Here is a 26,169-nt window from a genome sequence, read left to right on the forward strand (position 1 = left end):
ATGCTGCTGCGTTTTACCAAGATGCACGGCCTGGGCAATGACTTCATGGTCCTCGACCTGGTCAGCCAGCACGCGCACATCCTGCCCAAGCATGCCAAGCAATGGGGCGACCGGCATACCGGCATCGGTTTCGACCAGTTGCTGATCGTCGAAGCACCGAGCAACCCGGACGTGGACTTCCGCTACCGGATCTTCAACTCCGACGGTTCCGAAGTGGAACAGTGCGGCAATGGTGCGCGCTGCTTCGCCCGTTTCGTGCTCGACAAGCGCCTGACCGCAAAACGACTGATCCGCGTCGAAACCAAAAGCGGCATCATCGAGCTCGACGTGCGTAACGACGGCCAGATCGGCGTCAACATGGGCGCCCCGCGCCTGGTGCCAGCGGATATTCCGTTCCAGGCGCCGGAGCAGGCCAAGAGTTATCAGGTCGACGTCGACGGCACGCCGGTCGATCTGGCCGCCGTGTCCATGGGCAACCCCCATGCCGTGCTGCGGGTCAGCGACATCAACAATGCGCCGGTGCATGAACTGGGACCGAAAATCGAACATCACCCGCGCTTCCCGGCACGGGTCAATGTCGGCTTTCTCCAGGTCATCGACCGGAGCCGCGCGCAATTGCGCGTCTGGGAGCGTGGAGCCGGGGAAACCCAGGCTTGCGGAACCGGCGCCTGTGCCGCCGCAGTGGCCGCGATCAGCCAGGGGTGGATGGATTCGCCCCTATTGATCGACCTGCCTGGCGGGCGCCTGTCCATCGAATGGGCAGGCCCTGGCCACCCGGTGATGATGACCGGCCCGGCAGTGCGTGTATACGAAGGACAAGTGCGTCTTTGAGTGAGCGAAACCCATGACCGACAAGCCTCAGGTACCCGCACGACAAGCTGACGAATCACCGTCCGAAAGCCTGGAGGCGGCGGCTGTTGCCGCGTACCTGGAGGCTCACCCGGACTTTTTCGTCGAGCACGAAGAACTGCTGCCGTCCCTGCGCATTCCCCATCGGCGCGGCGACACCGTGTCGCTGGTGGAGCGTCAGATGACCATCCTGCGCGACCGCAACATCGAGTTGCGCCACCGTCTTTCTCACTTGATGGACGTGGCCCGGGACAACGATCGGCTGTTCGAAAAGACCCGTCGCCTGATCCTGGCGCTGATGGATGCCGCCAGCCTGGAAGACGTGGTGATGTGCGTCGAAGACAGCCTGCGCCAGGAGTTCCAGGTACCCTTCGTCAGCCTTATCCTGCTGGGTGACAACGCCATGCCGGTCGGCCGCTGGGCCACTCACGCCGAGGCACAGGTGGCCATCGGCGGCTTGCTCTCGGAAGACAAAAGCGTCAGCGGCAGCCTGCGTGAGCATGAACTGGACTTCCTGTTCGGCGAAGAGCAGCGCAAGCAGATCGGCTCCACCGCAGTCGTTGCCATCAGCCATCAGGGCATTCACGGCATCCTGGCCATCGCCAGCCGCGACCCGCAGCACTACAAAAGCTCGGTGGGCACCCTGTTCCTGAGCTACATCGCCGAAGTCATGGGCCGCGTGCTGCCACGGGTCAACAACTCCCTGCGCTCGGTACGCTGAACATGGAACGGCAACTGGACGCTTACTGCGAACACCTGCGCAGTGAGCGACAGGTGTCGCCGCACACGCTGTCGGCCTACCGCCGCGACCTCGATAAAGTACTGGGCTGGTGCGTCAAACAGAACATCGGCAGCTGGGCGGCGCTGGACATCCAGCGCCTGCGCAGCCTGATTGCCCGCCTGCATGCCCAGGGTCAGTCATCGCGCAGTCTGGCGCGATTGCTGTCCGCCGTTCGCGGGCTTTATCACTACCTGAACCGCGAAGGCCTGTGCGACCACGATCCGGCCAATGGCCTGGCGCCGCCGAAAGGTGAACGTCGCCTGCCGAAAACCCTGGACACCGACCGTGCCCTGCAACTGCTTGAGGGCGGCGTTGAAGATGATTTTCTGGCACGTCGGGACCAGGCGATTCTGGAATTGTTCTACTCCTCCGGACTGCGGCTATCGGAGCTGACGGGGCTCAATCTCGATCAGCTCGACCTCGCCGACGGCATGGTCCAGGTGCTCGGCAAAGGCAGCAAGACCCGCGTGCTGCCGGTAGGAAAAAAAGCCCGCGAGGCGCTGGAGCAGTGGCTGCCACTTCGAGCCATGGCTAACCCGGCGGACGATGCAGTGTTTGTCAGCCAACAGGGTCGACGTCTCGGACCGCGAGCGATCCAGGTGCGGGTCAAGGCTGCCGGCGAGCGCGAACTGGGGCAAAACCTCCACCCGCACATGCTGCGGCACTCCTTTGCCAGCCATTTGCTGGAATCCTCCCAGGATCTGCGCGCGGTGCAGGAACTGCTCGGGCACTCGGACATCAAGACCACGCAGATCTACACCCACCTGGACTTCCAGCACCTGGCCACGGTCTATGACAGCGCCCACCCACGGGCCAAACGCATGAAAGGCGACGATTCATGAGCATTCAGTTGATCACCTTCGACCTCGACGACACCCTGTGGGACACCGCCCCCGTCATCGTCAGCGCCGAAGCCGTTTTGCGTGCATGGCTGACCGAGCACGCGCCCAATCTGGGGGCTGTGCCGGTAGAACATTTGTGGGCCATCCGCGAACGCATCCTGAGCATCGAGCCGAACCTCAAGCACCGCATCAGCGCCCTGCGCCGGCGCGTGTTGTTCCAGGCCCTGGAAGAAGCCGGTTACCCCCACGCACAAGCGTCAGACCTGGCCGACCAGAGCTTCGAAGTGTTTCTGCATGCCCGACATCAGCTGGAAATCTTCCCGGAGGTGCAACCGACTTTGGAAGCGCTGGCCAACCACTACGCCCTAGGCGTGGTCACCAACGGCAACGCTGACGTGCGGCGGCTGGGGCTGGCGGATTACTTCAAGTTTGCGTTGTGCGCCGAAGACATCGGCATCGCCAAACCCGATGCACGACTGTTTCATGAGGCGTTGCAACGGGGTGGTGCAACCGCCGAAACCGCGGTGCACATCGGCGATCATCCGGGCGACGACATTGCCGGGGCACAGCAGGCGGGGCTGCGTGCAATCTGGTTCAACCCGGCGGGCAAGACCTGGGAAGCGGAGCGCTTGCCGGATGCCGAGATCCGCAGCCTGACCGAGTTGCCGGCGTTGTTGGCGCGGTGGAATAGCGGCGCAACATCGAATCTGTAGGAGCCGGCTTGCTGGCGAATGCGTTTTATCATTCAACAATAATGTTGGCTGACTTGTCGCCATCGCCAGCAAGCCGGCTCCTACAGAGATTACGTCAGGCCTGAGGGTTTTGTTTCAGGCATGAAAAAGCCCGCAGCGACGGCGGGCTTTTTCAGCAAGCGGGCAACAGGCTCAGATAGGCCGGCTGCCATACTTGTTGTCAGGCTTCTTGGGAGGATCGGCGACCACATTGGCCTCCACTTCCTGCACCTTGCCACCCTTCGCCAAAAACTCCTCCATGGCCCGCGCGAGAGCGTCGCGCTCCTTGTTCTTGGCTTCGACACTCGGCAGCTCATCGACCGATACCGCTGCCTTGGCCTTGCCTTTGGCGGTCGGAACCGGCGCATCACCGCCGTCGTCTTCAGCGACGTCTTCCGCCGCTGCTTCCAGACCTTCTTCGGTTTCGTCGTCGTCGCCTACTTCGAGGTCGTCGTTTTCCAGATCATCGTCGCTCATGTTCTACCTCATGACTTGCGAAAAGCAGATTAGTTATAGCCCAGCTTTGCCCTCTGTCGAAGGCTGCGGGAAAAAAATCAACAGCCGCTGCTGACCAGCGGCTATGCCTCTTCACCGTGCACGGTGGCGAGGACTTTACGGGCACCGCCATGATCACGGTGCTCGCCCAGATAAACGCCTTGCCAGGTCCCCAACGCCAGCCGGCCTGCCGCAATCGGCAAACTGAGCTGACAGCCAAGCACGCTGGCCTTGAAGTGCGCCGGGAGGTCGTCCAGGCCTTCGTCGTTATGCTCATAGCCGTCTGTTCCTTGTGGGATCAGACGATTGAAAAACCGTTCGAAGTCGCGACGTACCGCCGGATCGGCGTTCTCGTTGATGGTCAACGACGCCGAGGTATGCTGCAGCCACAAATGCAACAGACCGACCCGACACGCCTTGAGTTCAGGCAGGCCGGCGAGTAACTCGTCCGTTACCAGATGAAAGCCCCGGGGCCTCGCCCGCAAGGTAATCAGAGTCTGTTGCCACATACAGTTCTCCGCACGTTCGGGGCGCATTCTAGCGCGCTCTGGGAAAAAACAAAGGCCCTAATATTCCTTCAATCCTGTAAGCCTTCGACGGCACAAAAACACCCGACGTAAACATCGTAAAACCTGTAGGAAAAAACCTTTCAGCTCAGCCTTCAATGACAAATTTCAGACAAAAAAATGCCCGGCAAGCCGGGCAGTTTTTTATGCGCGTGCTTACAAGTTGTAGCCGCGTTCGTTGTGAAGCGCCAGATCGATGCCGACCGCTTCTTCTTCTTCGTTGATGCGCAGCCCCATGACCATATCCAGCACCTTGAGGATGATGTACGTAGCGATCGCGGTGTAGATCACCGTGAAGCCGACGCCTTTGCACTGAATCCATACCTGTGCGCCGATGTCGGTCACGGTGCCGAAGCCACCCAGGGACGGCGCGGCGAACACACCGGTCAGGATCGCGCCGAGGATACCGCCGATACCGTGCACGCCGAAGGCATCCAGGGAGTCGTCATAGCCGAGCTTGCGTTTCAGGGTGGTGGCGCAGAAGAAGCACACCACGCCAGCCGCCAGACCGATCACCAGAGCGCCCATCGGGCCTACGGTGCCGGCCGCCGGAGTGATGGCGACCAGACCTGCAACCACACCCGATGCGATGCCCAGTGCGCTTGGTTTGCCGTGGGTGACCCACTCGGCAAACATCCAGCCCAGTGCCGCAGCGGCGGTAGCGATTTGCGTTACCAGCATCGCCATGCCGGCGGTGCCGTTGGCCGCAGCGGCGGAACCGGCGTTGAAGCCGAACCAGCCGACCCACAGCATGGCCGCGCCCATCAGGGTATAACCAAGGTTATGCGGGGCCATCGGCGTGGTCGGAAAGCCTTTGCGCTTGCCCAGTACCAGGCAGGCAACCAGACCGGCCACACCGGCGTTGATGTGCACCACGGTGCCGCCAGCGAAATCGAGCACGCCCCAATCCCACATCAGGCCGCCGTTACCCGACCAGACCATGTGTGCAATCGGTGCATAAACCAGGGTGAACCAGATGCCCATGAAGACCAGCATCGCGGAGAACTTCATCCGCTCGGCGAAGGCGCCGACGATCAACGCCGGGGTAATGATGGCGAAGGTCATCTGGAAGGTGACGAACACTGCCTCAGGGAACAGCGCCGCAGGACCGGTCAGGCTGGCTGGCGTGATGCCGGCGAGGAACGCCTTGCCCATGCCGCCGAAGAACGAGTTGAAGTTGACGACGCCCTGCTCCATGCCCGTGGTGTCGAACGCGATGCTGTAGCCATAGATGACCCACAGGACGCTGATCAGACCGGTAATGGCGAAGCACTGCATCATCACGGAAAGAATGTTTTTCGACCGAACCATGCCGCCGTAGAACAGCGCGAGGCCGGGAATGGTCATGAACAGCACCAAGGCTGTCGAGGTCAACATCCAGGCGGTGTCGCCGGAGTTGAGGACTGGAGCCGCCACTTCGTCTGCCGCCAAAGCAAGGCTGGGCATTACGATAGACAACAGGGCTCCTAGCCCTGCGAATTTACGCAGAGTCATATTGTTTTCTCCTGGGGCGTTGGGTTTGTGGCGGCTTAGATTGCGTCGGTATCGGTTTCGCCGGTACGGATGCGAATCGCCTGTTCCAGATTGACCACGAAGATCTTGCCGTCACCGATCTTGCCGGTGTTGGCAGCCTTGGTGATGGCCTCGATTACCCGGTCCAGATCCTTGTCGTCGATGGCGACGTCGATCTTCACCTTGGGCAGGAAATCGACCACGTACTCCGCGCCGCGATACAGCTCGGTGTGACCCTTCTGCCGGCCAAAGCCTTTGACTTCAGTGACGGTAATGCCCTGCACGCCGATCTCGGACAGCGACTCGCGTACGTCGTCCAGCTTGAACGGCTTGATGATGGCAGTGACTAGCTTCATGAAAACTCTCTCCCGAATTGGTGGACTTGCCCCAGGAAAACAAACCCGTCTCAAGTCTAAGCGCAGTGCCTGGCTTTGTAACGCATCGTCGGCCTTACCTGCCCGTCCGACGCCAGCTAACCGCTCCTGCGAAACACTCCCCGCGTTCCGCCTGGCGCACTGCATTCGTCACAGCGACTGCATCAGTGCATGGGTCACCTGCATCTAAGCAGAAAGCTTGCCATGTCCACAAAACTGACTGTTTTCAAGTGTTTACCGGATGATGGTGGAGACATCGCAACAACACCCTGCACGTTACGCACAACAACGGTGCGACACCGTCCGTCTCCATGCGCGAAAAGCGTGCACCTCCCGCCTGCGAAAATGACTATAGACACTGCGTGGTACACTGCCCGCCATTGTTTCCAGGACATTGCCCATGCTCGCGCCAAAAGACTTCCTCGACGCCCTGACCGGCACCGCCTCCCGCCTCTTCAGTGGCGACACCCCTCTGCCAAAAGCCGAAATCGAAAGCCAGTTCAAAATGTTGCTGCAAAGCGGCTTCAGCAAACTGGATCTGGTGAGTCGGGAAGAGTTCGATAGCCAGATGGTTGTGCTGGCGCGCACGCGGGCAAGGCTGGAGAGCCTTGAGGCGAAGGTGGCAGAGTTGGAAGCGAAGCTGAATCCACCCGCCGAGTAACCCCCAATCCCTGTGGGAGCGGGCTTGCCCGCGATTGAAGGTCGGCACGACCTTCAGCTTTTCCCGTAGGAGCTGCCGCAGGCTGCGATCTTTTGACCTTCAGCCCGCAACAATCCAAGCAACGTCCTACAAAGTTCTCATCCGCCGTCCGATTGCGTCGCTAAGCCCCGGTTCCTAAGCTCATCTCGGCTGAATATTCAGCACCGGGTTTGGCGACCCGGACAGCATGTGACGCACCGCAACCACGTTCGATACTGGGCATTATTCCCTTCTCGAATTATGGCGGCTGGGCGTGGGAGACCTTCGGGTCTGCCGGTTTTTCGCATGCACCGGTTCGCCAACCCGCGCACGGCTGCCACCCTTTTCGTTTGGCGACGATCAGCGGCAGCTTCCTTCATGCGAATTTGGGTACTGCTCGATGGACGAAAACTATCTAATCCCTCACGTCTTCACCCGCCACAAACTCCACCTCCACGCCCTCCTGATACAAAACCAACCCTGGTTCAGCGCCAGCGACCTAGGGCGACTTCTACGCATCTACCTCAACGACCGCCAACTCCGAAAACTCGATCCCGACCAATACCAAACAGCCGAAACCCTCATCCACGGTCACATCGAAAACTCCCTGCTGATCAGCGAATCCGGCGTCTACGCATTACTGGTCTACCACTACTGCCCCGAGTACCGAGCTCTGCGCGAATGGCTCACCCACGAAGTCATCCCCGCCCTGCGAGACGCCCAACACCCCACCACAACCGAACGCCCACAACTAAGCCTGCTCAATTGGCCGGAAATGTCGTTGAGCCTGCTGCACTGGAACAACCAGCCGTGGATTCGGCTGCAGGATGTGCCGCAGATGATGAGAGAGCGGGCGCAGGCAACACGCCCGGTAGAACCGTGGTGGAAGCGGGCTTCACGGGTCTTGCAGTCGCTTTGAGCATTTAACGTTCAACCACGCTCAATCCAGGCTGCGCGCAATTCGTAGGTCGATTGCAGACACAGCCAGAAATCGTATCGATCTCACTCCCAGGCACAGGAGGTGTCCATGATTCACAGAAAGCGAAAAGCCAAGCTTTTACTCATCATTCAATATCATGCTGAAGCACTTCGGCTAGGCGGCAAGATTTCAGCCAATCAACAACGATTTCTTGATGTCGCTGCGTCTCACGGCAAAGACCTTGAGCCTCCGGGCTTGCTTGCCGGTAAAAGAGCCTGAAACTGTCTACCGAAGAACCGCCTGAATGGCGGTTTTTTTCTGCCCGCCCGTCCGGCGATAGCTCGCAACATCCTGCGAAAGTTCACCTTCCCTCCCGCCACGCAAAATCCCCATCCCCTGACTACCCTTGAAAAACCCGCAGGAAGCGGCCCTCGTTTAGCTCAAGGAACGACCATGTCCCTCTCCATCGTCCACAGCCGCGCCCAGGTCGGCGTGGAGGCGCCTGCCGTTACTGTTGAAGTCCATCTGGCCAATGGTTTGCCGTCGCTAACCATGGTTGGGTTGCCCGAGGCGGCTGTAAAGGAAAGCAAGGATCGGGTGCGCAGTGCGATCATCAATTCCGGGCTGCAGTTTCCGGCACGACGGATCACCTTGAATCTGGCACCGGCAGATCTGCCCAAGGATGGCGGGCGGTTCGACCTGGCGATTGCCCTGGGGATTCTCTCGGCCAGCGTGCAGGTGCCGACCCTGACACTGGATGACGTCGAGTGCCTGGGGGAGCTGGCACTGTCAGGTGCGGTGCGGGCGGTTCGAGGGGTGTTGCCGGCGGCGCTGGCGGCGCGCAAGGCCGGGCGCTGGCTGATGGTGCCGCGGGCGAACGCGGAAGAAGCGTGCCTGGCGTCGGGACTGAAAGTGATTGCTGTCGACCATTTGCTGGAGGCCGTCGCGCACTTCAACGGGCATACACCGATCGAACCTTATGCTTCCGACGGACTGATCTGCGCCAGCAAACCCTATCCCGATCTGAATGAAGTGCAAGGGCAGCTTGCGGCCAAGCGGGCGTTGCTGATTGCGGCAGCAGGCGCTCACAACCTGCTGTTGAGCGGACCTCCAGGGACCGGAAAAACCTTGCTGGCCAGTCGCTTGCCCGGATTGCTGCCGCCGCTGAGCGAAAGCGAGGCGCTGGAAGTGGCGGCGATTCAATCGGTCACCAGTTGTGTACCTTTGCGCCACTGGCCGCAGCGCCCTTTTCGCCAGCCCCATCACTCCGCTTCCGGCCCCGCTTTGGTGGGTGGCGGTTCGAAACCGCAACCGGGTGAAATTACCCTCGCCCACCACGGCGTCTTGTTTCTTGACGAGCTTCCCGAGTTTGAACGCAGAGTCCTGGAAGTCCTGAGGGAGCCAATGGAATCGGGGCATATCGTGATCTCCCGAGCAAAGGATCGCGTGCGTTTTCCGGCGCGTTTTCAATTGGTGGCGGCAATGAATCCGTGCCCCTGTGGATATCTTGGCGAGCCGAGCGGACGCTGTTCCTGCACGCCGGACATGGTGCAGCGTTATCGCAACAAACTCTCGGGGCCGCTGCTGGATCGCATCGACCTGCATCTGACCGTCGCCCGGGAAGCCACGGCGTTGAATCCGGCGACGAAGCCAGGAGAGGACAGTGCGAGCGCTGCGAAGCGGGTTGCCGAGGCACGTGAACGCCAGCAGAAACGTCAGGGCTGTGCCAATGCGTTTCTGGATTTGCCGGGGCTGCGTCGGCACTGCAAGTTATCCACAGTCGATGAGCACTGGCTTGAATCCGCCTGTGAACGATTGACCCTTTCACTGCGTTCGGCGCACCGTTTGCTCAAGGTGGCGCGAACGCTGGCGGATCTGGAACAGGTTGATGCGATCAGCCGAGCGCATCTGGCGGAGGCGTTGCAGTATCGGCCTGCGACTCAATAAGTGCTGAAGACAGTTGCTCCCACAGGTTCTGCGTCGTTCAAAAATCCTGTGGGAGCGTGGCTTGCCCGCGATGGCGATTTCAGCGGCACATCAACGAAAGCGATCAACCTCTGAACGCAAGTCCGCCGCCAATGATTCCAACTCTTTCGCAGTCACCGCGAGATTGGAAACCACCTCCCGCTGCTCACTGTTGGCCAGCGCAATACTTTGCAGATTGCTGCTGAGCAAGGTCGCGGTGCTGCTTTGCTCCTGCGTTGCGGTGGTGATTGCCGTGAACTGCTGACCGGCCGAACGACTTTGCTCGTCAATCCGCGCCAGCGCCGAAGCCACGTTGGCATTGCGCGACAGCCCTTCCTGCATCAGCACATTGCCCTGCTCCATGGTGCTGATAGCGTTGCCGGTTTCCTGCTGGATGCTCTGGATCATGCCGGAAATTTCGTTCGTGGCCTCGCGGGTACGGGATGCCAGGTTGCGAACCTCATCGGCCACCACCGCAAATCCCCTGCCCTGCTCGCCAGCACGCGCCGCTTCGATGGCGGCGTTGAGCGCCAGCAGATTGGTCTGTTCGGCAATCGAGGTGATCACGCCGACGATGCCGCCGATTTCCTGGGAGCGCTGGCCCAGGGTATTGATCACTGTCGCGGTGCTGTTCAACGCACCGGCGATTTGCTCGAGCGACGAGGACGCTTCGTCCATCGAGGTACGACCGATTCGGGTTTGCTCGGCATTTTCCTGAGCCAGGCGCTGGGTGCTGCCCATGTTGTCGGCAATGTTCAGGGAGGTTGCGCTGAACTCCTCCACGGCGCCGGCCATGCTGGTGATTTCGCCGGACTGCTGCTCCATCCCCTCGTAGGCGCCGCCAGACAGACCGGACAACGCCTGGGCACGGCTGTTGACCTCTGCCGAAGCCTTGCGAATGTGCTCAACCATCGTCGACAAGGCTTGGCTCATCTGGTTGAACGCGCGGGCCAACTGGCCGATCTCGTCGTTGCTCGACACGCTCAGGCGCACGCTCAAATCGCCGGCGCCCAAAGCTTCGGCCTGACGTACCAGATCACCCAAGGGCGCCAGTTTGCTGCGCAGCAACCAGACGGCCGAACCCACCGCCAGCAACATGGCCAGCAAGCTGCCGATGGCCAACTGGAGACCGACGCTCCAGGTCACCGCGCGAATTTCGCTTTTCGGCATGCTCGCCACCACCGACCACGGTCCCCCTTCGAACGGCACGGTCAGGCTGTAGAAGTCTTCGCCCCTATCGCTCCAGAACTCACCCTGGCCCGGGGTTTTCGCCAGGCTGGCGATGGTCGGGACGGCCTGATCCAGTGCCTGGACACCGGCGATGGGTACCAGCCATTTGTTTTGCTCGTCGAGCAGCGCCAGGGAGCCGGTCTGGCCGATGCGGAAGCGCTTGAGGTTGTCGAATTGCGCGTTCTGCGCTTCGGTGTAATCGAACCCCACGAACAGCACCGCAATGACTTTGCCGCTGTTATCGCGCACCGGCGTGTACTGCGTCATGTAGGAACGTTCGAACAACAGCGCACGGCCCACGTAGCTTTGCCCTGCCATCAGGCGCGCGTAGGCCGGATGAGCATGATCGAGCAGCGTGCCGATCGCGCGATTGCCGTCCTGCTTGGTCAGCGAGGTGCTGACCCGGATGAAGTCCTCGCCACTGCGCACGAATACCGTGGCGACACCGGCGGTCATTTGCTTGAACTCGTCGACTTCGTTGAAGTTGTTGTTCAGCACCTCACTGCCCAGATGCAGACCCGGTGTCTGCACGCCACCCACGGTGACCGGTTCATCCGGGTGCACGCTCAGGCCCGCGCTGAAACGCTTTTCAAACAACCCGCTCAGGCGCTGAGTGCTTTCACGCAAGGTGCCGTGGAAGGTGCTCAACTGATCGGCCAGCAATCGGGCTTCGCTGGCCAGATGCTCCTCACGGGTCGCGAGGTTGGCCGAGTCCAGCGAACGCAGAGCGAACAGGGTACTGCCGCTGATGACGATCGCCAGTATCACGGCGAGCGCGAGTCCCAGTTGAGAGGCGATGCGGGCGCGAGGTTGAGACATGACAGCTCCTGGCCGAGTGAGCGGATCATCCTGATCGCGACGCAGACTCGGCAAAATTTCCGGTAGTAGGGGGAAAACGAGGGACCTGAACGAAGGTTCCATTTGCCAATATTCGGCGGCAAACGGGAATACTTGAGTGGTTCACCGGGAGATAGCCTGAAGCCGTCATTGCGGCGGCTTCATCGTTTCAGCTCAGGTGCACGACATCCGGTAGCTCCATGGATCGGACTTCGTTTTGCAGAAAGTCGCTGAGCCGGCGCATGCGCTCGCCGCCGGGCCGGGTTTTCGGCCACACCAGGTAATAACACAAGCCGCTGGCCACCGCGGTCGGCCACGGCAGGCTCAAGCGTCCCTGGGCCACATCCTCCGCGACCATCAGCAGATCGCCCATGGACACGCCATAGCCCCGGGCAGCGGCAATCATGCCCAGCTCCAGGGTATCGAACACCTGGCCGCCCTTGAGCGACACCTGTTCGGCCAGGCCCATGCGCTCCAGCCAGTTGCGCCAGTCACGCCGGTCCGGCGTCGGGTGCAGCAACTCGGTATGGGTCAGGCGTTCGACATCCCAGGGCTGGTCATCCCGCAGGTTGGGCGCACCGACCGGGATCAATTCCTCGGGGAACAGGTAGCTCGCCTCCCAGTCCGGAGGGAAATGGCCGTTACCCAGGAGCACGGCGCAGTCGAACGGCTCGTCGTTGAAATCCACCGAGTCGACGTCCATCCACGCACTGGTCAATTGCACTTCGTTGCCGGGCTGCAAGTGGCGGAAGCGACTGAGGCGCGCCAGCAACCAGCGCATGGTCAGGGTCGACGGGGCTTTCATGCGCAGGATGTCGTCTTCGGCGCGCAAGGTATTGCAGGCGCGCTCCAGGGCCGTGAAGCCTTCGCGAATGCCCGGCAGCAGCAGGCGCGCCGACTCGGTCAGTTGCAGGTTGCGGCCACTGCGATGAAACAAGCGGCAGGCAAAATGCTCTTCGAGCGTACGAATATGCCGGCTGACCGCGCTCTGGGTAATCGACAACTCCTCGGCCGCCCGGGTGAACGAACTGTGCCGCGCCGCCGCTTCGAATGCGCGCAGGGCATACAAGGGAGGAAGACGACGTGACATTCGGAAAGCTCCTATAGCGGGATTCGGCAACCCTATCAGAAAGTTACCAAGCATGAGTTTTAATCATGTAACCCATCCTTTTTATCCCTTTGTGCATTCCCCGCAAAGCGCCGAGAATCGGTGCTTTCCTGTTTCCTTTGATAATCGAGCGTGATGACCATGCAGCATCCAGCACGTACTGAACTCTGGGCCATCCTGCGGCTGGCGGGGCCGCTGATTGCCTCGCAGTTGGCGCACATGCTGATGGTCCTCACCGACACCCTGATGATGGCGCGCCTGAGCCCCGAAGCGCTGGCCGGTGGCGGGCTCGGTGCGGCGACCTATTCGTTCGTGTCGATTTTCTGCATCGGCGTGATCGCGGCGGTCGGCACCCTGGTGGCGATCCGTCAGGGTGCCGGCGATATCGTCGGGGCTACCCGGTTGACCCAGGCCGGGTTGTGGCTGGCATGGCTGATGGCGCTGGTCGCGGGGTTGCTGCTGTGGAACCTCAAACCGGTGCTTTTGCTGTTCGGCCAGACCGAAAGCAACGTCCAGATGGCCGGGCAGTTCTTGATCTTCCTGCCGTTCGCCCTGCCCGGCTACCTGAGCTTCATGGCCCTGCGCGGATTCACCAGCGCCATTGGCCGGGCGACGCCGGTGATGGTCATCAGTGTGGGCGGCACGGTCGCCAATTTCTTGCTCAACTATGCGTTGATCACCGGCATGTTCGGCCTGCCGAAACCGGGGCTGATGGGCATCGGGCTGGTCACGGCGGTCGTCGCCAACCTCATGGCGCTGGCGCTGGCGTGGCACATTCGGCGGCATCCGGCTTATGAGGCCTATCCGCTGCGTCAGGGCCTGTCGCGGCTCAACCGGCAGTATCTGAAGGAGCTGTGGCGCCTGGGTCTGCCGATTGGTGGCACCTATGCGGTGGAAGTCGGGCTGTTTGCCTTCGCCGCGCTGTGCATGGGCACCATGGGCAGCACGCAGCTGGGCGCACACCAGATCGCCCTGCAAATCGTTTCAGTAGCGTTCATGGTCCCGGCGGGTATTTCCTACGCGATCACCATGCGCATCGGTCAGCACTACGGTGCCGGGCAATTGCTGGATGCACGGCTGGCCGGGCGGGTCGGCATTGCGTTCGGGGCGGCGGCGATGCTGTGTTTCGCCATGGTCTTCTGGCTATTGCCAAACCAGTTGGTCGGCCTGTTTCTCGACCACAACGACCCGGCGTTTCGCGATGTCATCAACCTGGCGGTGAGCCTGTTGGCGGTGGCGGCATGGTTCGAGCTGTTCGACGGCGTGCAAACCATTGCCATGGGCTGCATTCGCGGGCTCAAGGATGCCAAGACCACTTTCCTGGTCGGCCTGGGCTGCTATTGGCTGCTCGGCGCTCCGGCGGCGTGGTGGATGGCGTTCCACCTGCACTGGGGGCCGACGGGCGTGTGGTGGGGCCTGGCGCTGGGGCTGGCGTGCGCGGCGGTGAGTCTGACCCTGGGGTTTGAGTGGAAGATGAAGGGGATGATTCGGCGCGAGCCGGTGTCACAACGATTCGAGGCAGTTCAGGCAGAGTGAGATCCCCTGTGGGAGCGGGCCCTGTGGCGAGGGGACTTGTGCGCCTTAGCTGACGATTTCCAGCATCGGCTGCTCGCCGGAGCCAAACGTCAGATACTCCACCAGCTCGGCCAGCGGCAATGGCTTGCTGATCAAATATCCCTGCACCTGGTCGCATTCAAACCCACGCAACAGATCCAGTTGCTCCGGCGTTTCCACGCCTTCGGCGACCACTTCGAGGTTGAGGTTGTGCGCGAGGTTGATCATCGCGTGGACCAGTTTGCGGTTTTCTTCACGCTGTTCCATGCCGCCGACGAAGCTCTTGTCGATCTTCAGCAAGGTGATCGGCAGGCTGTTGAGGTGCACGAACGACGAGAAGCCGGTACCGAAGTCATCGAGGGAGAAGCGCACACCGAGGCGCCCCAGTGCGTCCATGGTCTGCTTGACCAGGTCGCTGCGGCGCATGACCGCGGTTTCGGTCAGCTCGAACTCCAGCCACTGCGCCTCGACGCCGCGCTCGGCGATCAGGCGGCTCAGGGTCGACAGCAACTGACTGTCCTGGAACTGCCGGAACGACAGGTTGATCGCCATGTGCAACGGCGGCAAACCCAGCTCAAGCAGCGCCTGCATGTCGCGCAAGGCCCGGGAGATCACCCAGTAGCCCAGCGGCACGATCAGGCCGCTCTGCTCGGCCAGCGGCACGAACTCGCTCGGCGGCAACAAGCCGCGCTCGGCATGGCGCCAGCGCACCAAGGCTTCGAGGCCGACGATCTGCCCGTCCTCAAGGTTCAGGCGTGGCTGGTAGTGCAGTTCCAACTCGTCGCGACGCAACGCCCGGCGCAGCTCGGTTTCGAGGTCGGCGATGCTGCGGGCATTGCGGTTGATGCGCTCGTTGAAAATGTGAAAGGTGCAGCCTTGGGTGCTTTTGGCCTGCTGCATGGCGATATGCGCGTGCCACATCAGCGGGTCCGCGCCGGCCTGGGCCCGGGCGTGGGCGATGCCCAGGCTGGAACCGATCAGCAGGCTTTCGCCATCGACCCAATAAGGCTCGGCCAGCGCTTCGCTGATGCGCTCGGCCATCCACTCGGCACGCTGGGGTGCACGGCGGGTGTCGATCAGCAGCGCGAATTCATCACTACCCAGGCGTGCCAGTTGATCGCCGGCCTCGAGCTGGCTCTTGAGCCGCGCCACCACTTGCAGGATCAGGCGGTCACCGGCCTGATGGCCAAGGGCGTCGTTGGCGTAACGGAAATTGTCGAGGTCGAGATGACCGAGGGCCAGGCCACGACCGTCGTTTTCCGCCAGTCGGGCTGTCAGCAGGGTCTGGAAGCCCTGGCGGTTGGCGATGCCAGTCAACGGATCCTGTTCGGCCAGGCGTTGCAGGGTGTTTTCCAGGACGCCACGCTCGCGCACATGGCGCAGGCAACGGCGCAGCATGCCGGGGTCGAGATGGTCACGCACCAGCCAGTCACTTACGCCGTCGGGCGGGGTCAGTGGCTCATGGTCGAGCAGCAACACCGTCGGCAGGCTGCAACGGCCCGGCGCCGGTTGAAGTTGCGGGATGGTCAATAACACCGCGCTGCGGTTGTCATCGAACAGGCTGCTGACCGACTCCCAACTCGGCGCGCTGATGAGCACAACCGAGCTCCCCATCGGAGCCAGACACTCGCGCAACAACGCTGCCCACGCTGGCTCTTCGGCCAGTAGCAGCAAACGCAAGGGTTCGACAGGCGTAGACAAGCTAGCTCCCTAGACTCTGCAAAGATGTAGGCGACGGGCATTATGCCGTTCCGATGACCAATGACAATGACATCAGTGAGCAAAACCAGCCCTTTGTATCCGGAATTACGAACATTAGCCGCAAATTCGTTGCGCATCCTGCGTGAAAGTAACAAAACCGGCAATTACAGATAGCGTGGTACGTCACAAGTCGGACAGAGCAGCACAATTCGCTGAGCCTGTTAAAATGCCGGCCCATTTCGTGACTGAATCCTGAATTTACGTATGTCCCGACTCAATCCCCGGCAGCAAGAAGCCGTGAACTACGTCGGCGGCCCTCTATTGGTGCTCGCCGGTGCAGGCTCCGGCAAGACCAGCGTGATCACGCGCAAAATCGCGCACCTGATCCAGAACTGCGGCATCCGCGCCCAGTACATCGTCGCCATGACCTTCACCAACAAGGCCGCCCGCGAAATGAAGGAACGGGTCGGCACCCTGCTGCGTGCCGGTGAAGGTCGCGGGCTGACGGTCTGCACCTTCCACAACCTGGGCCTGAACATCATCCGCAAGGAGCACGTGCGGCTGGGCTACAAACCGGGCTTCTCGATCTTCGACGAGACCGACGTCAAGGCCCTGATGACCGACATCATGCAGAAGGAATATTCGGGCGACGACGGTGTCGACGAGATCAAGAACATGATCGGCGCCTGGAAAAACGACCTGATCCTGCCGGCCCAGGCCCTGGAAAACGCGCGCAACCCCAAGGAACAGACCGCCGCCATCGTCTACACCCACTATCAGCGCACGCTCAAGGCGTTCAACGCGGTGGACTTCGACGACCTGATCCTGCTGCCAGTGAAGCTCTTCGAAGAGCACGCCGACATCCTCGAAAAGTGGCAGAACAAGGTGCGTTACCTGCTGGTCGATGAATACCAGGACACCAACGCCAGCCAGTACCTGCTGGTGAAAATGCTCATCGGCAAACGCAACCAGTTCACCGTGGTGGGTGACGATGACCAGTCGATCTACGCCTGGCGCGGCGCCCGCCCGGAAAACCTGATGCTGCTCAAGGACGACTACCCGTCCTTGAAAGTGGTGATGCTGGAGCAGAACTACCGCTCCACCAGCCGCATCCTGCGCTGCGCCAACGTGTTGATCTCGAACAACCCGCACGAATTCGAAAAGCAGCTGTGGAGTGAAATGGGCCACGGCGACGAGATCCGCGTGATCCGCTGCCGCAATGAAGACGCAGAAGCCGAGCGCGTGGCCATGGAAATCCTCAGCCTGCACTTGCGCACCGACCGCCCGTACAGCGATTTCGCGATCCTCTATCGCGGCAACTACCAGGCCAAGCTGATCGAGCTGAAGTTGCAGCATCACCAAGTGCCGTATCGCCTGTCCGGCGGCAACAGCTTCTTCGGGCGCCAGGAAGTGAAAGACCTGATGGCCTACTTCCGCCTGATCGTGAACCCGGACGACGACAACGCCTTCCTGCGCGTCATCAACGTGCCGCGCCGCGAGATCGGCTCGACCACGCTGGAAAAACTCGGCAACTATGCAACCGAGCGCAAGATCTCGATGTACGCCGCCACCGACGAAATCGGCCTGGGCGAGCATCTGGACAGCCGCTTCACCGATCGCCTGTCGCGCTTCAAGCGTTTCATGGACAGGGTTCGCGAGCAGTGCGCCGGCGAAGACCCGATCTCGGCCCTGCGCAGCATGGTCATGGATATCGACTACGAAAACTGGCTGCGCACCAACAGTTCCAGCGACAAGGCCGCCGACTACCGCATGGGCAACGTCTGGTTCCTGATCGAGGCGTTGAAAAACACCCTGGAGAAAGACGAAGAAGGCGAGATGACCGTCGAGGACGCCATCGGCAAACTCGTCCTGCGTGACATGCTTGAGCGTCAGCAGGAAGAGGAAGACGGCGCCGAAGGCGTGCAGATGATGACCTTGCACGCCTCCAAGGGCCTGGAATTCCCCTACGTGTTCATCATGGGCATGGAAGAGGAAATCCTCCCGCACCGCTCCAGCATCGAAGCCGACACCATCGAAGAAGAACGTCGCCTGGCCTACGTGGGCATTACCCGCGCCCGCCAGACCCTGGCCTTCACCTTCGCGGCCAAGCGCAAGCAGTACGGCGAAATCATCGATTGCGCGCCGAGCCGCTTCCTCGATGAGCTGCCACCGGACGATCTGGCCTGGGAAGGCAACGACGACACGCCGCCCGAAGTCAAAGCGGTTCGCGGCAACACAGCATTGGCAGATATACGCGCGATGTTAAAGCGCTAGAATTGACCACTTTTTTAAAACCTTAGGGCGCACAAGGCGCCAACAGAGGACAGCTTCATGGAAGCCCTGCACCAGAAAATCCGCGAACAAGGCATCGTGCTTTCCGACCAGGTCCTGAAGGTCGACGCCTTCCTGAACCACCAGATCGACCCGGCCCTGATGAAGCTGATCGGCGACGAATTCGCCACGCTGTTCAAGGATTCGGGCATCACCAAGATCGTCACCATCGAAGCCTCGGGCATCGCGCCTGCGATCATGACCGGTCTGAACCTGGGTGTGCCGGTGATTTTCGCCCGCAAGCATCAGTCCCTGACCCTGACCGAGAACCTGCTGTCGGCGACCGTCTACTCGTTCACCAAGCAGACCGAAAGCACCGTGGCGATCTCCCCGCGTCACCTGACCAGCAGCGACCGCGTGCTGATCATCGACGACTTTTTGGCCAACGGTAAGGCGTCCCAGGCGCTGATTTCGATCATCAAGCAGGCCGGCGCTACCGTTGCCGGTCTGGGCATCGTGATCGAGAAGTCGTTCCAGGGTGGCCGTGCGGAGCTGGATTCGCAGGGGTATCGCGTAGAGTCGCTGGCTCGCGTGAAATCGCTGGCCGGCGGTGTCGTGACCTTCATCGAATAAATCAGCTGCAATATAGAACCTGTGGGAGCGGGCTTGCCCGCGATGAGGCCATATCATTCAACATAAACGTTGGCTGATATATCGCCATCGCGGGCAAGCCCGCTCCCACAGGGATCACTTGCGTTGCTGAGCTTGTGCGGTTGCCTTTAGGCCACTGAGCAACAACCGCTGGTACAAATCCTCCTTCAGCCCTTCCGGCTTGCTCAACTGCATGCGTTGCAGATGCTCGGGAAACGCCGCAGGCTCCGGTGCATCCAGCGCTGCCTTGCCCAACTCCAGCACCTCGCTCAGCTTGAACTTGCTCTTGAGCCAGTTCAGCGCCCGCAACACATCCCGCTCCACTTCGGTGAAATCACAGCCCAGCGGATACTCCGGAAACAAATTCGGATGCCGGGCCTGAATCGCCTGCAATCGTTGTGGACTGTTCTCGGTAAAGCGCGGATCGAGACGGAAATCCTTCGGCAGTTTGCCGACTTTCTGCGCCTGCTCGATCAGCCCCTGCTGAAAACGCGAGTCGCTGATATTGAGCAGCGCCTCGATCACCGCCGCATCGGTTTTGCCACGAAGATCGGCAATGCCGTATTCGGTGACCACAATGTCCCGCAGGTGCCGGGGGATTGTGCAGTGCCCGTACTCCCAGACGATGTTCGAGCTGACGTCGCCTGCGGACTCGCGCCAGCTGCGCAGCAGCAACACCGAGCGCGCGCCTTGCAGCGCATGGCCCTGAGCCACGAAGTTGTACTGCCCGCCGACACCGCTGAGCACACGACCGTCTTCGAGTTGATCCGCCACCGCGGCACCGAGCAAGGTCACGGTGAACGCGGTATTGATGAACCGCGCATCAAGACGCTGCAAGCGCTTGAGCTCTTCCTGACCATAAAGCTCGTTGATGTAGCTGATACGGGTCATGTTGAATTCGAGCCGCTTGCTTTGCGGCAGCTCGCGCAGGCGATCGTAGAAACTGCGCGGCCCGAGAAAAAAGCCGCCATGCACCGAGATGCCGTCGGTTTGCGCGGCTTCGTCGAGGGTTCCGGCATTGGCCTGCTGTTGGGTCGTCACGTCCGGGTAAACCTTGCGCCGCACGATCCCGGCATCCGCCAGTACCAGCAAGCCGTTGACGAACATTTCGCTGCAGCCATACAGGCCTTTGGCGAAGGGTTCGATGCCGCCTTCGCGCTCGATCAATTGCGCCCACTGGCTGAGGTTCACCTCGGCCAGCAATGCCTTGTAAGCGTCGCTGTCGGCTTGCCGCGCCAGCAGCGCCGCCGTCAGCGCATCGCCCATGGAACCGATGCCGATCTGCAAGGTGCCGCCATCGCGTACCAGGGTGCTGGCATGCAAGCCGATGAAATGGTCCTGGAAACCGACCGGCATGTTCGGTGTGGAGAACAGCGTGGTGTTGTCCTTCTGGTCGATCAGCAGGTCGAACGTGTCGATGCCCAGCTCCGCATCGCCAGGCATGTACGGCAGATCGTTGTGCACCTGGCCGACCATCAGGATGGTTTCTCCGGCGGCGCGGCGCCTGGCGATCATCGGCATCAGGTCGAGGGTGATGTCCGGGTTGCAGCTGAGGCTCAAGCGGTCGGGATGCTCGGCATGGCTGGCGACCAACTGCGCGACCAGGTTCAACCCGGCGGCATTGATGTCCCGGGCTGCATGGCTGTAGTTGCTGCTGACGTAATCCTGCTGCGCCGTGGCACTGTTGAGCAGGCTGCCGGGCTGCATGAAAAACTGCTGGATGTGGATGTTGCCCGGCAGTTGATCGCGACGCAGGTCGGCGAGGAAATCCAGCTCGGGATAATCGCCGAACACCCGTTCTACAAAGGGTTCGAGGAAGCGCTTTTGCAAGCCGTCACCCAAGGGTGGCCGGCCCAGGCACAGCGCGGTGTAGATGGTCAGGCGCCGCTCGGGCAGCTGCGCAACACGCCGGTAGAGCGCATTGACGAAGGGGTTGGGTTTACCCAGCCCCAAGGGCAGCCCCATGTGAATGTGGTCCGGCAACCGCGCCAGGACGTCATCGACCGCCTGCTCGATAGAACACAACTGCACCATCGCTTGCTCCCTCACGTTCCATGACTTGGGCTTGGACCGAGCTTGCCGGGTCTTTGCTGCAATGAACAGCCTATAAAAACTGTGGGAGCGAGCTTGCTCGCGATGGATTCACAGACGCCGTGGGGTATCAGGTTCGCCGCGTTATCGTTGGCGACCATCGCGAGCGGGCTCGCTCCTACAGGTGGGCGGTGGTGTTCGTTGAAACGGCGGGCACAAAAAAGCCGCTCGAAAGCGGCTTTTCAGCAGCAAGATTCTGGCTTATTTCAGGCCGGACATCTTCTGGATGGCGCCTTTGAGCTCGGCATCGGAGCAGTCGGCGCAGGTGCCTTTAGGCGGCATCGAGTTAACACCGGTAATGGCCTTGGCCAGGATGCCGTCGAGGCCGCCCTGGTGGTCGGCACGCTCTTTCCAGGCAGCGGCATCACCAATTTTCGGTGCGCCCAACAGGCCTGAACCGTGGCAAGCGTTGCAATGTTTTGCAATCACTTCGTCCGGGGTTTTCGCACCGCCACCGCCGCCGGCGGAAGCGGCGACTTCCATGCCCTTGCACTCTTTACCCTGAACACAAACCTGGCCTACTGGCTCAAGGCGTTTGGCAATATCGTCGTTGGTCGCAGCTTGAGCGCTGACACTGACAGCCCATAGGGCCAATACGGTTGCTGGTGCAGCCAGCATTTTCATAATTAGGTTCACGCGTTCACCCTCAATGGTGGCTAGTCACGCCTACGGCCACGGTTCGCAGGCGGGCGCAAGTATAGCGGTAAGCCCGTCGCACTGAAACAACCCCAAAGTCGCAAGGGTCTTAGGCTGCGGCGGAAAAACGGCCCGGGCGCCTCTGTGATGCTGGCAGGACGCCTCTTTTCTTAGAAATTCGCCGGTGTGGCTGCGCTGATTAGTCGCGCAGGCGCATCGAACGGATTCCGGAAACGGTGTGGCTTGGTACTTTCAAAGTAGTAGCTATCGCCAGCTTCGAGGACAAAAGTTTCCAGACCGACCACCAGTTCCAGTTTTCCTTCGACCAGGATGCCGGTCTCCTCGCCCTCATGGGTGAGCATCTCGTCACCGGTGTCGGCGCCTGGCGGGTAGATTTCGTTGAGGAATGCGATGGCGCGGCTCGGATGCGCCCGGCCGACCAGTTTCATGGTTACGGCGCCATCGGAAATGTCGATCAGCTCGTTGGCCTTGTAGACGATCTGGGTCGGTTTTTCCTGCAGGATTTCTTCGGAAAAGAACTCGACCATGGACATGGGAATCCCGCCCAGCACTTTGCGCAGCGAACTGATCGAAGGGCTCACGCTGTTCTTTTCGATCATCGAAATGGTGCTGTTGGTGACACCCGCCCGTTTGGCGAGCTCACGCTGGGAAAGGCCTTTGAGCCTACGGATGGATTGCAGTCGTTCACCGACGTCCAAAGCTTGCGCCTCCAGGATTCAGATTGTTGGAATAGTGAGCGTTATCATGGCGACAGCGTTCAGTATTTACAACACCTTGACCTGAATCCTGCTCAGCGAGGCGACTTCCGGTCTCGAGCCTTGCGCACTAAGCCCCGGAATAGAGCAGTGGCACCCGGCGCAGGTTGCAGAAAATCTGATAAGGAATCGTCCCGGCGGCCATGGCTACATCACTGGCGAGGATGTTTTTGCCCCACAACTCGACGGTCGAACCCAGGCCGGCCTGCGGCACATCGGTCAGGTCGATGCAGAGCATATCCATCGATACCCGACCGATCAGCTGGCTGCGCTGCCCGGCAACCAGCACTGGCGTGCCGGTCGGTGCCAGACGCGGGTAGCCGTCGGCATAACCCATGGCCACCACGCCAATGCGCATCGGTTTAGGGGTGATGAATTTGGCACCGTAACCGACCGGCTCGCCAGCCGGCAGCTCGCGGACGCTGATCACTTTCGACTCCAGGGTCATCACTGGTTGCAGGCGCGAGGCCACTTCATTGGCCTCTTCGAACGGCGTGGCGCCATAGAGCATGATGCCGGGGCGCACCCAGTCGCTGTGAATCTGCGGCCAACCGAGCACCGCCGGCGAGTTGCGCAGGCTGACCTCGGCGGACAAGCCCTTGCGCGCGGCTTCAAACACCGCCACCTGGTCTGTGCTGGCCTGTTCGTGCAGTTCATCGGCACGCGCAAAGTGGCTCATCAGCACGACTTTCGCGACCTTGCCGCAGGCCAGCAGCCGTTGATAGGCCGCCTGATAATCCGCCGGGTGCAGCCCAACGCGGTGCATGCCCGAATCGAGTTTCAGCCACACGGTGATCGGTTTGCTCAACGAGGCTTTTTCGATGGCTTCGAGCTGCCACAGCGAATGCACCACGCACCAGAAATCGTGCTCGACGATCAATGACAGCTCATCGGCTTCGAAAAAACCTTCCAGCAGCAGGACCGGCGCACGGATGCCTGCCGCTCGCAGCTCCAGCGCCTCTTCGATACAGGCCACGGCAAACCCGTCCGCCTCGGCTTCCAGCGCCTGGGCGCAACGCACCGCGCCATGGCCATAGGCATCGGCCTTGATCACCGCGAGGGCTTTGGCCCCCGTGAGTTCACGGGCGATTCGATAGTTGTTGCGCAGGGCTTGAAGGTCGATCAGGGCACGGGCAGGACGCATGGCGGCAGACTTCTGGTCGGGTTATCGGGAAGAAAAACCGGTGCTGGCTGGTAGCGTGAACCGCCAACAGCACCGGGAGAGGGATCGTTAAAACCTACGGCAACGCGGCGACGATGGAGATCTCGACCAGGATACTCGGCTTGGCCATCTTCGCTTCGACGGTGGCGCGGGCCGGGGCGCTGCCTTTTGGCAGCCACTGGTCCCACACCGAATTCATGCCGGCAAAGTGCGCCTCGATGTCGTTCAGGTAGATCGTCGCCGACAGCAGATTCTGTTTGTCAGTCCCTGCCAGATCAAGCAAGCGTTCGATATTGGCGAGCACGTCGCGGGTCTGCTGTTCAATCCCGGCGTTGAAGTCGTCGCCAACTTGCCCGGCCAGGTACACCGTGCCGTTATGGGTGACGATCTGACTCATGCGCTCATTGGTGAGCTGGCGCTGGACTGACATGCTTTGCAGACTCCTGGGTTTTGCTGCCATAACGGGAAATATCGAGGCCTTCGGCGCTGATCTGCGGCTTTTTCTTCGCCATCAGGTCAGCCAGCAAGCGACCGGAGCCACAGGCCATGGTCCAGCCGAGCGTGCCGTGACCGGTATTCAGGAACAGGTTCTTGAACGGGGTGGCGCCGACAATCGGGGTGCCGTCCGGGGTGGTCGGACGCAGGCCGGTCCAGAAATCGGCCTGGGCCAGATCGCCGCCCTGAGGATAAAGATCGTTGACGATCATCTCCAGGGTTTCACGCCGGCGCGGGTTCAGCGACAGGTCAAAACCGGCGATTTCAGCCATGCCGCCGACGCGGATGCGGTTGTCGAAACGGGTGATCGCGACCTTGTAGGTCTCGTCGAGAATGGTCGAGGTCGGGGCCATCGCCGGGTTAGTGATCGGCACAGTCAGGGAGTAGCCCTTGAGCGGGTACACCGGCGCCTTGATCCCCAGCGGCTTGAGCAACTGCGGCGAGTAGCTGCCCAGAGCCAGCACGTAGCGGTCGGCGGTTTCCAGCTTGCCGTCGATCCACACACCGTTGATGCGGTCACCGGCGAAGTCGAGGCGCTGAATGTCCTGGCCGAAACGGAATTGCACGCCGAGGTTGGCGGCCATCTCGGCGAGCTTGGTGGTGAACATCTGGCAGTCGCCAGTCTGGTCGTTCGGCAGGCGCAGGGCACCGGCGAGGATGTCGGTGACGCTGGCCAGCGCCGGCTCAACGCGGGCAATGCCGTCGCGGTCGAGCAGCTCGAACGGCACGCCGGACTCTTTCAACACGGCGATGTCTTTCGCGGCGCCGTCCAGTTGCGCCTGGGTGCGGAACAGTTGGGTGGTACCGAGGCTACGGCCTTCGTAGGCGATGCCGGTTTCGGCGCGCAGTTCATCGAGGCAGTCACGGCTGTACTCGGACAGACGGACCATGCGCTCCTTGTTCACCGCGTAACGGCTGGCGGTGCAGTTGCGCAGCATCTGTGCCATCCACAGGTACTGGTCGATGTCGGCAGTGGCCTTGATCGCCAGCGGCGCGTGGCGCTGCAACAGCCACTTGATGGCCTTGAGCGGCACGCCCGGCGCGGCCCACGGCGAGGCATAACCCGGCGAGACCTGGCCTGCGTTGGCGAAACTGGTCTCCATGGCAGCAGCCGGCTGCCGGTCCACGACCACCACTTCAAACCCGGCACGGGCCAGATAATAAGCACTGGTGGTACCGATGACGCCGCTACCCAAGACCATGACGCGCATTTTCATATCCCTCATCGCGGCGAACCGCTGACGTTTGTTGTTCAGAGCTGCAGATGCGCGCAGTGTAAAAAAGATTTGCCAGTGCTTTTCACTATATAAACGCCTATATTTGGCGACAATTCTCGGCAAAAACCCTTTTCACGGAGGCGCATCCCCTATGCGTACCAACACTCAGACCAAACGTGAGCTGGACAAGATCGACCGCAATATCTTGCGGATCCTGCAAGCGGACGGGCGCATTTCTTTTACGGAGCTTGGGGAAAAAGTCGGGCTCTCGACCACGCCCTGTACTGAGCGGGTCCGGCGTCTGGAGCGCGAAGGGATAATCATGGGCTACAACGCCAGGCTCAATCCCCAGCATCTGAAGGGTAGTCTGCTGGTGTTCGTCGAGATCAGCCTGGATTACAAATCCGGTGATACTTTCGAAGAGTTCCGACGTGCGGTGCTGAAATTGCCCCATGTACTGGAGTGCCACCTGGTATCAGGGGATTTCGACTACCTGGTGAAGGCGCGGATTTCCGAGATGGCTTCGTACCGCAAGTTGCTGGGCGATATCCTGCTCAAGCTTCCTCATGTACGGGAATCCAAGAGCTATATCGTGATGGAAGAGGTGAAGGAGAGTTTGACCCTGCCGATTCCGGATTGAAATTTGCGGTGTCAGAACCGGCCCCATCGCGGGCAAGCCCGCTCCCACAGGTACAGTGGTGATCCTGTGGGAGCGGGCTTGCCCGCG

Annotated in this window: 25 protein-coding genes; 12 read left to right on the forward strand and 13 right to left on the reverse strand. The window is 61.0% G+C overall.

Features of this window, described 5'->3' with window-relative positions:
- Genes dapF through AB4O16_RS15575 form a run of 4 tightly spaced genes read left to right on the forward strand, consistent with a single transcriptional unit; the run spans position 1 to position 3,185 of the window.
- A complete protein-coding gene (dapF, locus tag AB4O16_RS15560; RefSeq protein ID WP_460155275.1) occupies positions 1–831 on the forward strand; it encodes a diaminopimelate epimerase in 831 nt (276 codons plus the stop codon).
- A gap of 13 nt (positions 832–844) precedes the next feature.
- Positions 845–1,570 carry a DUF484 family protein gene (locus AB4O16_RS15565; protein WP_007980809.1) on the forward strand — a complete coding sequence of 242 codons (726 nt, stop codon included), beginning with the start codon at positions 845–847 and terminating at the stop codon, positions 1,568–1,570.
- Between the two features lie 2 nt (positions 1,571–1,572).
- A complete protein-coding gene (gene xerC, locus AB4O16_RS15570) occupies positions 1,573–2,472 on the forward strand; it encodes a tyrosine recombinase XerC (protein WP_253558183.1) in 900 nt (299 codons plus the stop codon).
- Positions 2,469–3,185 carry an HAD family hydrolase gene (locus AB4O16_RS15575; protein ID WP_160390884.1) on the forward strand — a complete coding sequence of 239 codons (717 nt, stop codon included), beginning with the start codon at positions 2,469–2,471 and terminating at the stop codon, positions 3,183–3,185. The genes xerC and AB4O16_RS15575 overlap by 4 nt, the downstream gene beginning before the upstream one ends.
- Before the next feature lie 171 nt (positions 3,186–3,356).
- Here AB4O16_RS15575 and sutA read toward each other — a convergent pair whose 3' ends face one another.
- The 4 genes from sutA to glnK form a co-directional block, all read right to left on the reverse strand.
- On the reverse strand, positions 3,357–3,680 hold the full coding sequence (gene sutA / locus AB4O16_RS15580) for a transcriptional regulator SutA (RefSeq protein WP_008050867.1): 324 nt from the start codon (positions 3,678–3,680) through the stop codon (positions 3,357–3,359).
- Positions 3,681–3,781: 101 nt separating this feature from the next.
- Entirely contained in the window at positions 3,782–4,207 is a 426-nt protein-coding gene (locus AB4O16_RS15585; RefSeq protein ID WP_150724915.1) for a secondary thiamine-phosphate synthase enzyme YjbQ, read from the reverse strand.
- A gap of 213 nt (positions 4,208–4,420) precedes the next feature.
- Positions 4,421–5,758: an ammonium transporter gene (locus AB4O16_RS15590; RefSeq protein WP_160390885.1), complete on the reverse strand. Its 1,338-nt coding sequence runs from the start codon at positions 5,756–5,758 to the stop codon at positions 4,421–4,423.
- Positions 5,759–5,793: 35 nt separating this feature from the next.
- Positions 5,794–6,132 carry a P-II family nitrogen regulator gene (gene glnK / locus AB4O16_RS15595; RefSeq protein WP_002555808.1) on the reverse strand — a complete coding sequence of 113 codons (339 nt, stop codon included), beginning with the start codon at positions 6,130–6,132 and terminating at the stop codon, positions 5,794–5,796.
- Positions 6,133–6,550: 418 nt separating this feature from the next.
- On the opposite strand from glnK, the gene AB4O16_RS15600 reads away from it, so the two are divergent.
- The 4 genes from AB4O16_RS15600 to AB4O16_RS15615 all read left to right on the forward strand — a co-directional run bounded on the left by AB4O16_RS15600 (position 6,551) and on the right by AB4O16_RS15615 (position 9,695).
- The gene (locus AB4O16_RS15600; RefSeq protein WP_008015521.1) at positions 6,551–6,811 is read left to right on the forward strand and encodes an accessory factor UbiK family protein; all 261 of its coding nucleotides are present in this window, start codon (positions 6,551–6,553) and stop codon (positions 6,809–6,811) included.
- A gap of 418 nt (positions 6,812–7,229) precedes the next feature.
- Entirely contained in the window at positions 7,230–7,748 is a 519-nt protein-coding gene (locus tag AB4O16_RS15605; protein WP_460155276.1) for a BRO-N domain-containing protein, read from the forward strand.
- A 108-nt stretch (positions 7,749–7,856) separates the two neighbouring features.
- Positions 7,857–8,027, forward strand: coding sequence for a hypothetical protein (locus AB4O16_RS15610; RefSeq protein WP_178120892.1), 171 nt, complete (start codon positions 7,857–7,859; stop codon positions 8,025–8,027).
- A gap of 174 nt (positions 8,028–8,201) precedes the next feature.
- Entirely contained in the window at positions 8,202–9,695 is a 1,494-nt protein-coding gene (locus tag AB4O16_RS15615; RefSeq protein WP_460155277.1) for a YifB family Mg chelatase-like AAA ATPase, read from the forward strand.
- Between the two features lie 90 nt (positions 9,696–9,785).
- On the opposite strand, the gene AB4O16_RS15620 is transcribed toward AB4O16_RS15615, so the two are convergent.
- Together AB4O16_RS15620 and AB4O16_RS15625 are read right to left on the reverse strand one after the other, a co-directional pair.
- The gene (locus AB4O16_RS15620; RefSeq protein WP_460155278.1) at positions 9,786–11,762 is read right to left on the reverse strand and encodes a methyl-accepting chemotaxis protein; all 1,977 of its coding nucleotides are present in this window, start codon (positions 11,760–11,762) and stop codon (positions 9,786–9,788) included.
- A gap of 187 nt (positions 11,763–11,949) precedes the next feature.
- Complete coding sequence (locus tag AB4O16_RS15625) at positions 11,950–12,870, reverse strand: LysR substrate-binding domain-containing protein (protein WP_160390889.1); 921 nt, start codon at positions 12,868–12,870, stop codon at positions 11,950–11,952.
- 159 nt (positions 12,871–13,029) lie between these two features.
- On the opposite strand from AB4O16_RS15625, the gene AB4O16_RS15630 reads away from it, so the two are divergent.
- Positions 13,030–14,424 carry a NorM family multidrug efflux MATE transporter gene (locus AB4O16_RS15630; RefSeq protein ID WP_460155279.1) on the forward strand — a complete coding sequence of 465 codons (1,395 nt, stop codon included), beginning with the start codon at positions 13,030–13,032 and terminating at the stop codon, positions 14,422–14,424.
- 45 nt (positions 14,425–14,469) lie between these two features.
- Here the strand turns inward: AB4O16_RS15630 and AB4O16_RS15635 are convergent, their stop codons facing one another.
- A complete protein-coding gene (locus AB4O16_RS15635) occupies positions 14,470–16,143 on the reverse strand; it encodes a putative bifunctional diguanylate cyclase/phosphodiesterase (protein WP_160390891.1) in 1,674 nt (557 codons plus the stop codon).
- A 264-nt stretch (positions 16,144–16,407) separates the two neighbouring features.
- Between AB4O16_RS15635 and rep the strand changes: the two genes are divergently transcribed.
- Together rep and AB4O16_RS15645 are read left to right on the forward strand one after the other, a co-directional pair.
- On the forward strand, positions 16,408–18,417 hold the full coding sequence (rep, locus tag AB4O16_RS15640; protein ID WP_160390892.1) for a DNA helicase Rep: 2,010 nt from the start codon (positions 16,408–16,410) through the stop codon (positions 18,415–18,417).
- Between the two features lie 57 nt (positions 18,418–18,474).
- A complete protein-coding gene (locus AB4O16_RS15645) occupies positions 18,475–19,047 on the forward strand; it encodes a xanthine phosphoribosyltransferase (protein ID WP_008022089.1) in 573 nt (190 codons plus the stop codon).
- Between the two features lie 114 nt (positions 19,048–19,161).
- Here the strand turns inward: AB4O16_RS15645 and AB4O16_RS15650 are convergent, their stop codons facing one another.
- The 6 genes from AB4O16_RS15650 to dadA form a co-directional block, all read right to left on the reverse strand.
- Positions 19,162–21,099 (reverse strand): acetyl-CoA hydrolase/transferase C-terminal domain-containing protein, encoded by a 1,938-nt coding sequence (locus AB4O16_RS15650; RefSeq protein ID WP_460155280.1) that lies wholly within the window; start codon positions 21,097–21,099, stop codon positions 19,162–19,164.
- A gap of 258 nt (positions 21,100–21,357) precedes the next feature.
- The gene (locus tag AB4O16_RS15655; protein WP_160386709.1) at positions 21,358–21,780 is read right to left on the reverse strand and encodes a c-type cytochrome; all 423 of its coding nucleotides are present in this window, start codon (positions 21,778–21,780) and stop codon (positions 21,358–21,360) included.
- 182 nt (positions 21,781–21,962) lie between these two features.
- The gene (locus AB4O16_RS15660) at positions 21,963–22,511 is read right to left on the reverse strand and encodes a cupin domain-containing protein (RefSeq protein ID WP_007975150.1); all 549 of its coding nucleotides are present in this window, start codon (positions 22,509–22,511) and stop codon (positions 21,963–21,965) included.
- 127 nt (positions 22,512–22,638) lie between these two features.
- On the reverse strand, positions 22,639–23,712 hold the full coding sequence (gene alr / locus AB4O16_RS15665; protein WP_460155281.1) for an alanine racemase: 1,074 nt from the start codon (positions 23,710–23,712) through the stop codon (positions 22,639–22,641).
- 94 nt (positions 23,713–23,806) lie between these two features.
- Entirely contained in the window at positions 23,807–24,160 is a 354-nt protein-coding gene (locus AB4O16_RS15670; protein WP_160386706.1) for a RidA family protein, read from the reverse strand.
- Positions 24,132–25,436: a D-amino acid dehydrogenase gene (gene dadA, locus AB4O16_RS15675; RefSeq protein ID WP_160386704.1), complete on the reverse strand. Its 1,305-nt coding sequence runs from the start codon at positions 25,434–25,436 to the stop codon at positions 24,132–24,134. The genes AB4O16_RS15670 and dadA overlap by 29 nt, the downstream gene beginning before the upstream one ends.
- A 157-nt stretch (positions 25,437–25,593) precedes the next feature.
- On the opposite strand from dadA, the gene AB4O16_RS15680 reads away from it, so the two are divergent.
- The gene (locus tag AB4O16_RS15680; RefSeq protein ID WP_007975155.1) at positions 25,594–26,082 is read left to right on the forward strand and encodes an Lrp/AsnC ligand binding domain-containing protein; all 489 of its coding nucleotides are present in this window, start codon (positions 25,594–25,596) and stop codon (positions 26,080–26,082) included.
- Positions 26,083–26,169: the final 87 nt, after the last annotated feature.

This window comes from Pseudomonas sp. S2_H10 (assembly GCF_054668285.1).

What these genes read in the sequence shown, in the direction of transcription:
- dapF (WP_460155275.1), top strand. Translation starts at nt 1, where the DNA reads ATGCTGCTGCGTTTTACCAAGATGCACGGCCTGGGCAATGACTTCATG.
- AB4O16_RS15565 (WP_007980809.1), top strand. Translation starts at nt 845, where the DNA reads ATGACCGACAAGCCTCAGGTACCCGCACGACAAGCTGACGAATCACCG.
- xerC (WP_253558183.1), top strand. Translation starts at nt 1,573, where the DNA reads ATGGAACGGCAACTGGACGCTTACTGCGAACACCTGCGCAGTGAGCGA.
- AB4O16_RS15575 (WP_160390884.1), top strand. Translation starts at nt 2,469, where the DNA reads ATGAGCATTCAGTTGATCACCTTCGACCTCGACGACACCCTGTGGGAC.
- sutA (WP_008050867.1), bottom strand. Translation starts at nt 3,680, where the DNA reads ATGAGCGACGATGATCTGGAAAACGACGACCTCGAAGTAGGCGACGAC.
- AB4O16_RS15585 (WP_150724915.1), bottom strand. Translation starts at nt 4,207, where the DNA reads ATGTGGCAACAGACTCTGATTACCTTGCGGGCGAGGCCCCGGGGCTTT.
- AB4O16_RS15590 (WP_160390885.1), bottom strand. Translation starts at nt 5,758, where the DNA reads ATGACTCTGCGTAAATTCGCAGGGCTAGGAGCCCTGTTGTCTATCGTA.
- glnK (WP_002555808.1), bottom strand. Translation starts at nt 6,132, where the DNA reads ATGAAGCTAGTCACTGCCATCATCAAGCCGTTCAAGCTGGACGACGTA.
- AB4O16_RS15600 (WP_008015521.1), top strand. Translation starts at nt 6,551, where the DNA reads ATGCTCGCGCCAAAAGACTTCCTCGACGCCCTGACCGGCACCGCCTCC.
- AB4O16_RS15605 (WP_460155276.1), top strand. Translation starts at nt 7,230, where the DNA reads ATGGACGAAAACTATCTAATCCCTCACGTCTTCACCCGCCACAAACTC.
- AB4O16_RS15610 (WP_178120892.1), top strand. Translation starts at nt 7,857, where the DNA reads ATGATTCACAGAAAGCGAAAAGCCAAGCTTTTACTCATCATTCAATAT.
- AB4O16_RS15615 (WP_460155277.1), top strand. Translation starts at nt 8,202, where the DNA reads ATGTCCCTCTCCATCGTCCACAGCCGCGCCCAGGTCGGCGTGGAGGCG.
- AB4O16_RS15620 (WP_460155278.1), bottom strand. Translation starts at nt 11,762, where the DNA reads ATGTCTCAACCTCGCGCCCGCATCGCCTCTCAACTGGGACTCGCGCTC.
- AB4O16_RS15625 (WP_160390889.1), bottom strand. Translation starts at nt 12,870, where the DNA reads ATGTCACGTCGTCTTCCTCCCTTGTATGCCCTGCGCGCATTCGAAGCG.
- AB4O16_RS15630 (WP_460155279.1), top strand. Translation starts at nt 13,030, where the DNA reads ATGCAGCATCCAGCACGTACTGAACTCTGGGCCATCCTGCGGCTGGCG.
- rep (WP_160390892.1), top strand. Translation starts at nt 16,408, where the DNA reads ATGTCCCGACTCAATCCCCGGCAGCAAGAAGCCGTGAACTACGTCGGC.
- AB4O16_RS15645 (WP_008022089.1), top strand. Translation starts at nt 18,475, where the DNA reads ATGGAAGCCCTGCACCAGAAAATCCGCGAACAAGGCATCGTGCTTTCC.
- AB4O16_RS15650 (WP_460155280.1), bottom strand. Translation starts at nt 21,099, where the DNA reads ATGGTGCAGTTGTGTTCTATCGAGCAGGCGGTCGATGACGTCCTGGCG.
- AB4O16_RS15655 (WP_160386709.1), bottom strand. Translation starts at nt 21,780, where the DNA reads ATGAAAATGCTGGCTGCACCAGCAACCGTATTGGCCCTATGGGCTGTC.
- alr (WP_460155281.1), bottom strand. Translation starts at nt 23,712, where the DNA reads ATGCGTCCTGCCCGTGCCCTGATCGACCTTCAAGCCCTGCGCAACAAC.
- AB4O16_RS15670 (WP_160386706.1), bottom strand. Translation starts at nt 24,160, where the DNA reads ATGTCAGTCCAGCGCCAGCTCACCAATGAGCGCATGAGTCAGATCGTC.
- dadA (WP_160386704.1), bottom strand. Translation starts at nt 25,436, where the DNA reads ATGCGCGTCATGGTCTTGGGTAGCGGCGTCATCGGTACCACCAGTGCT.
- AB4O16_RS15680 (WP_007975155.1), top strand. Translation starts at nt 25,594, where the DNA reads ATGCGTACCAACACTCAGACCAAACGTGAGCTGGACAAGATCGACCGC.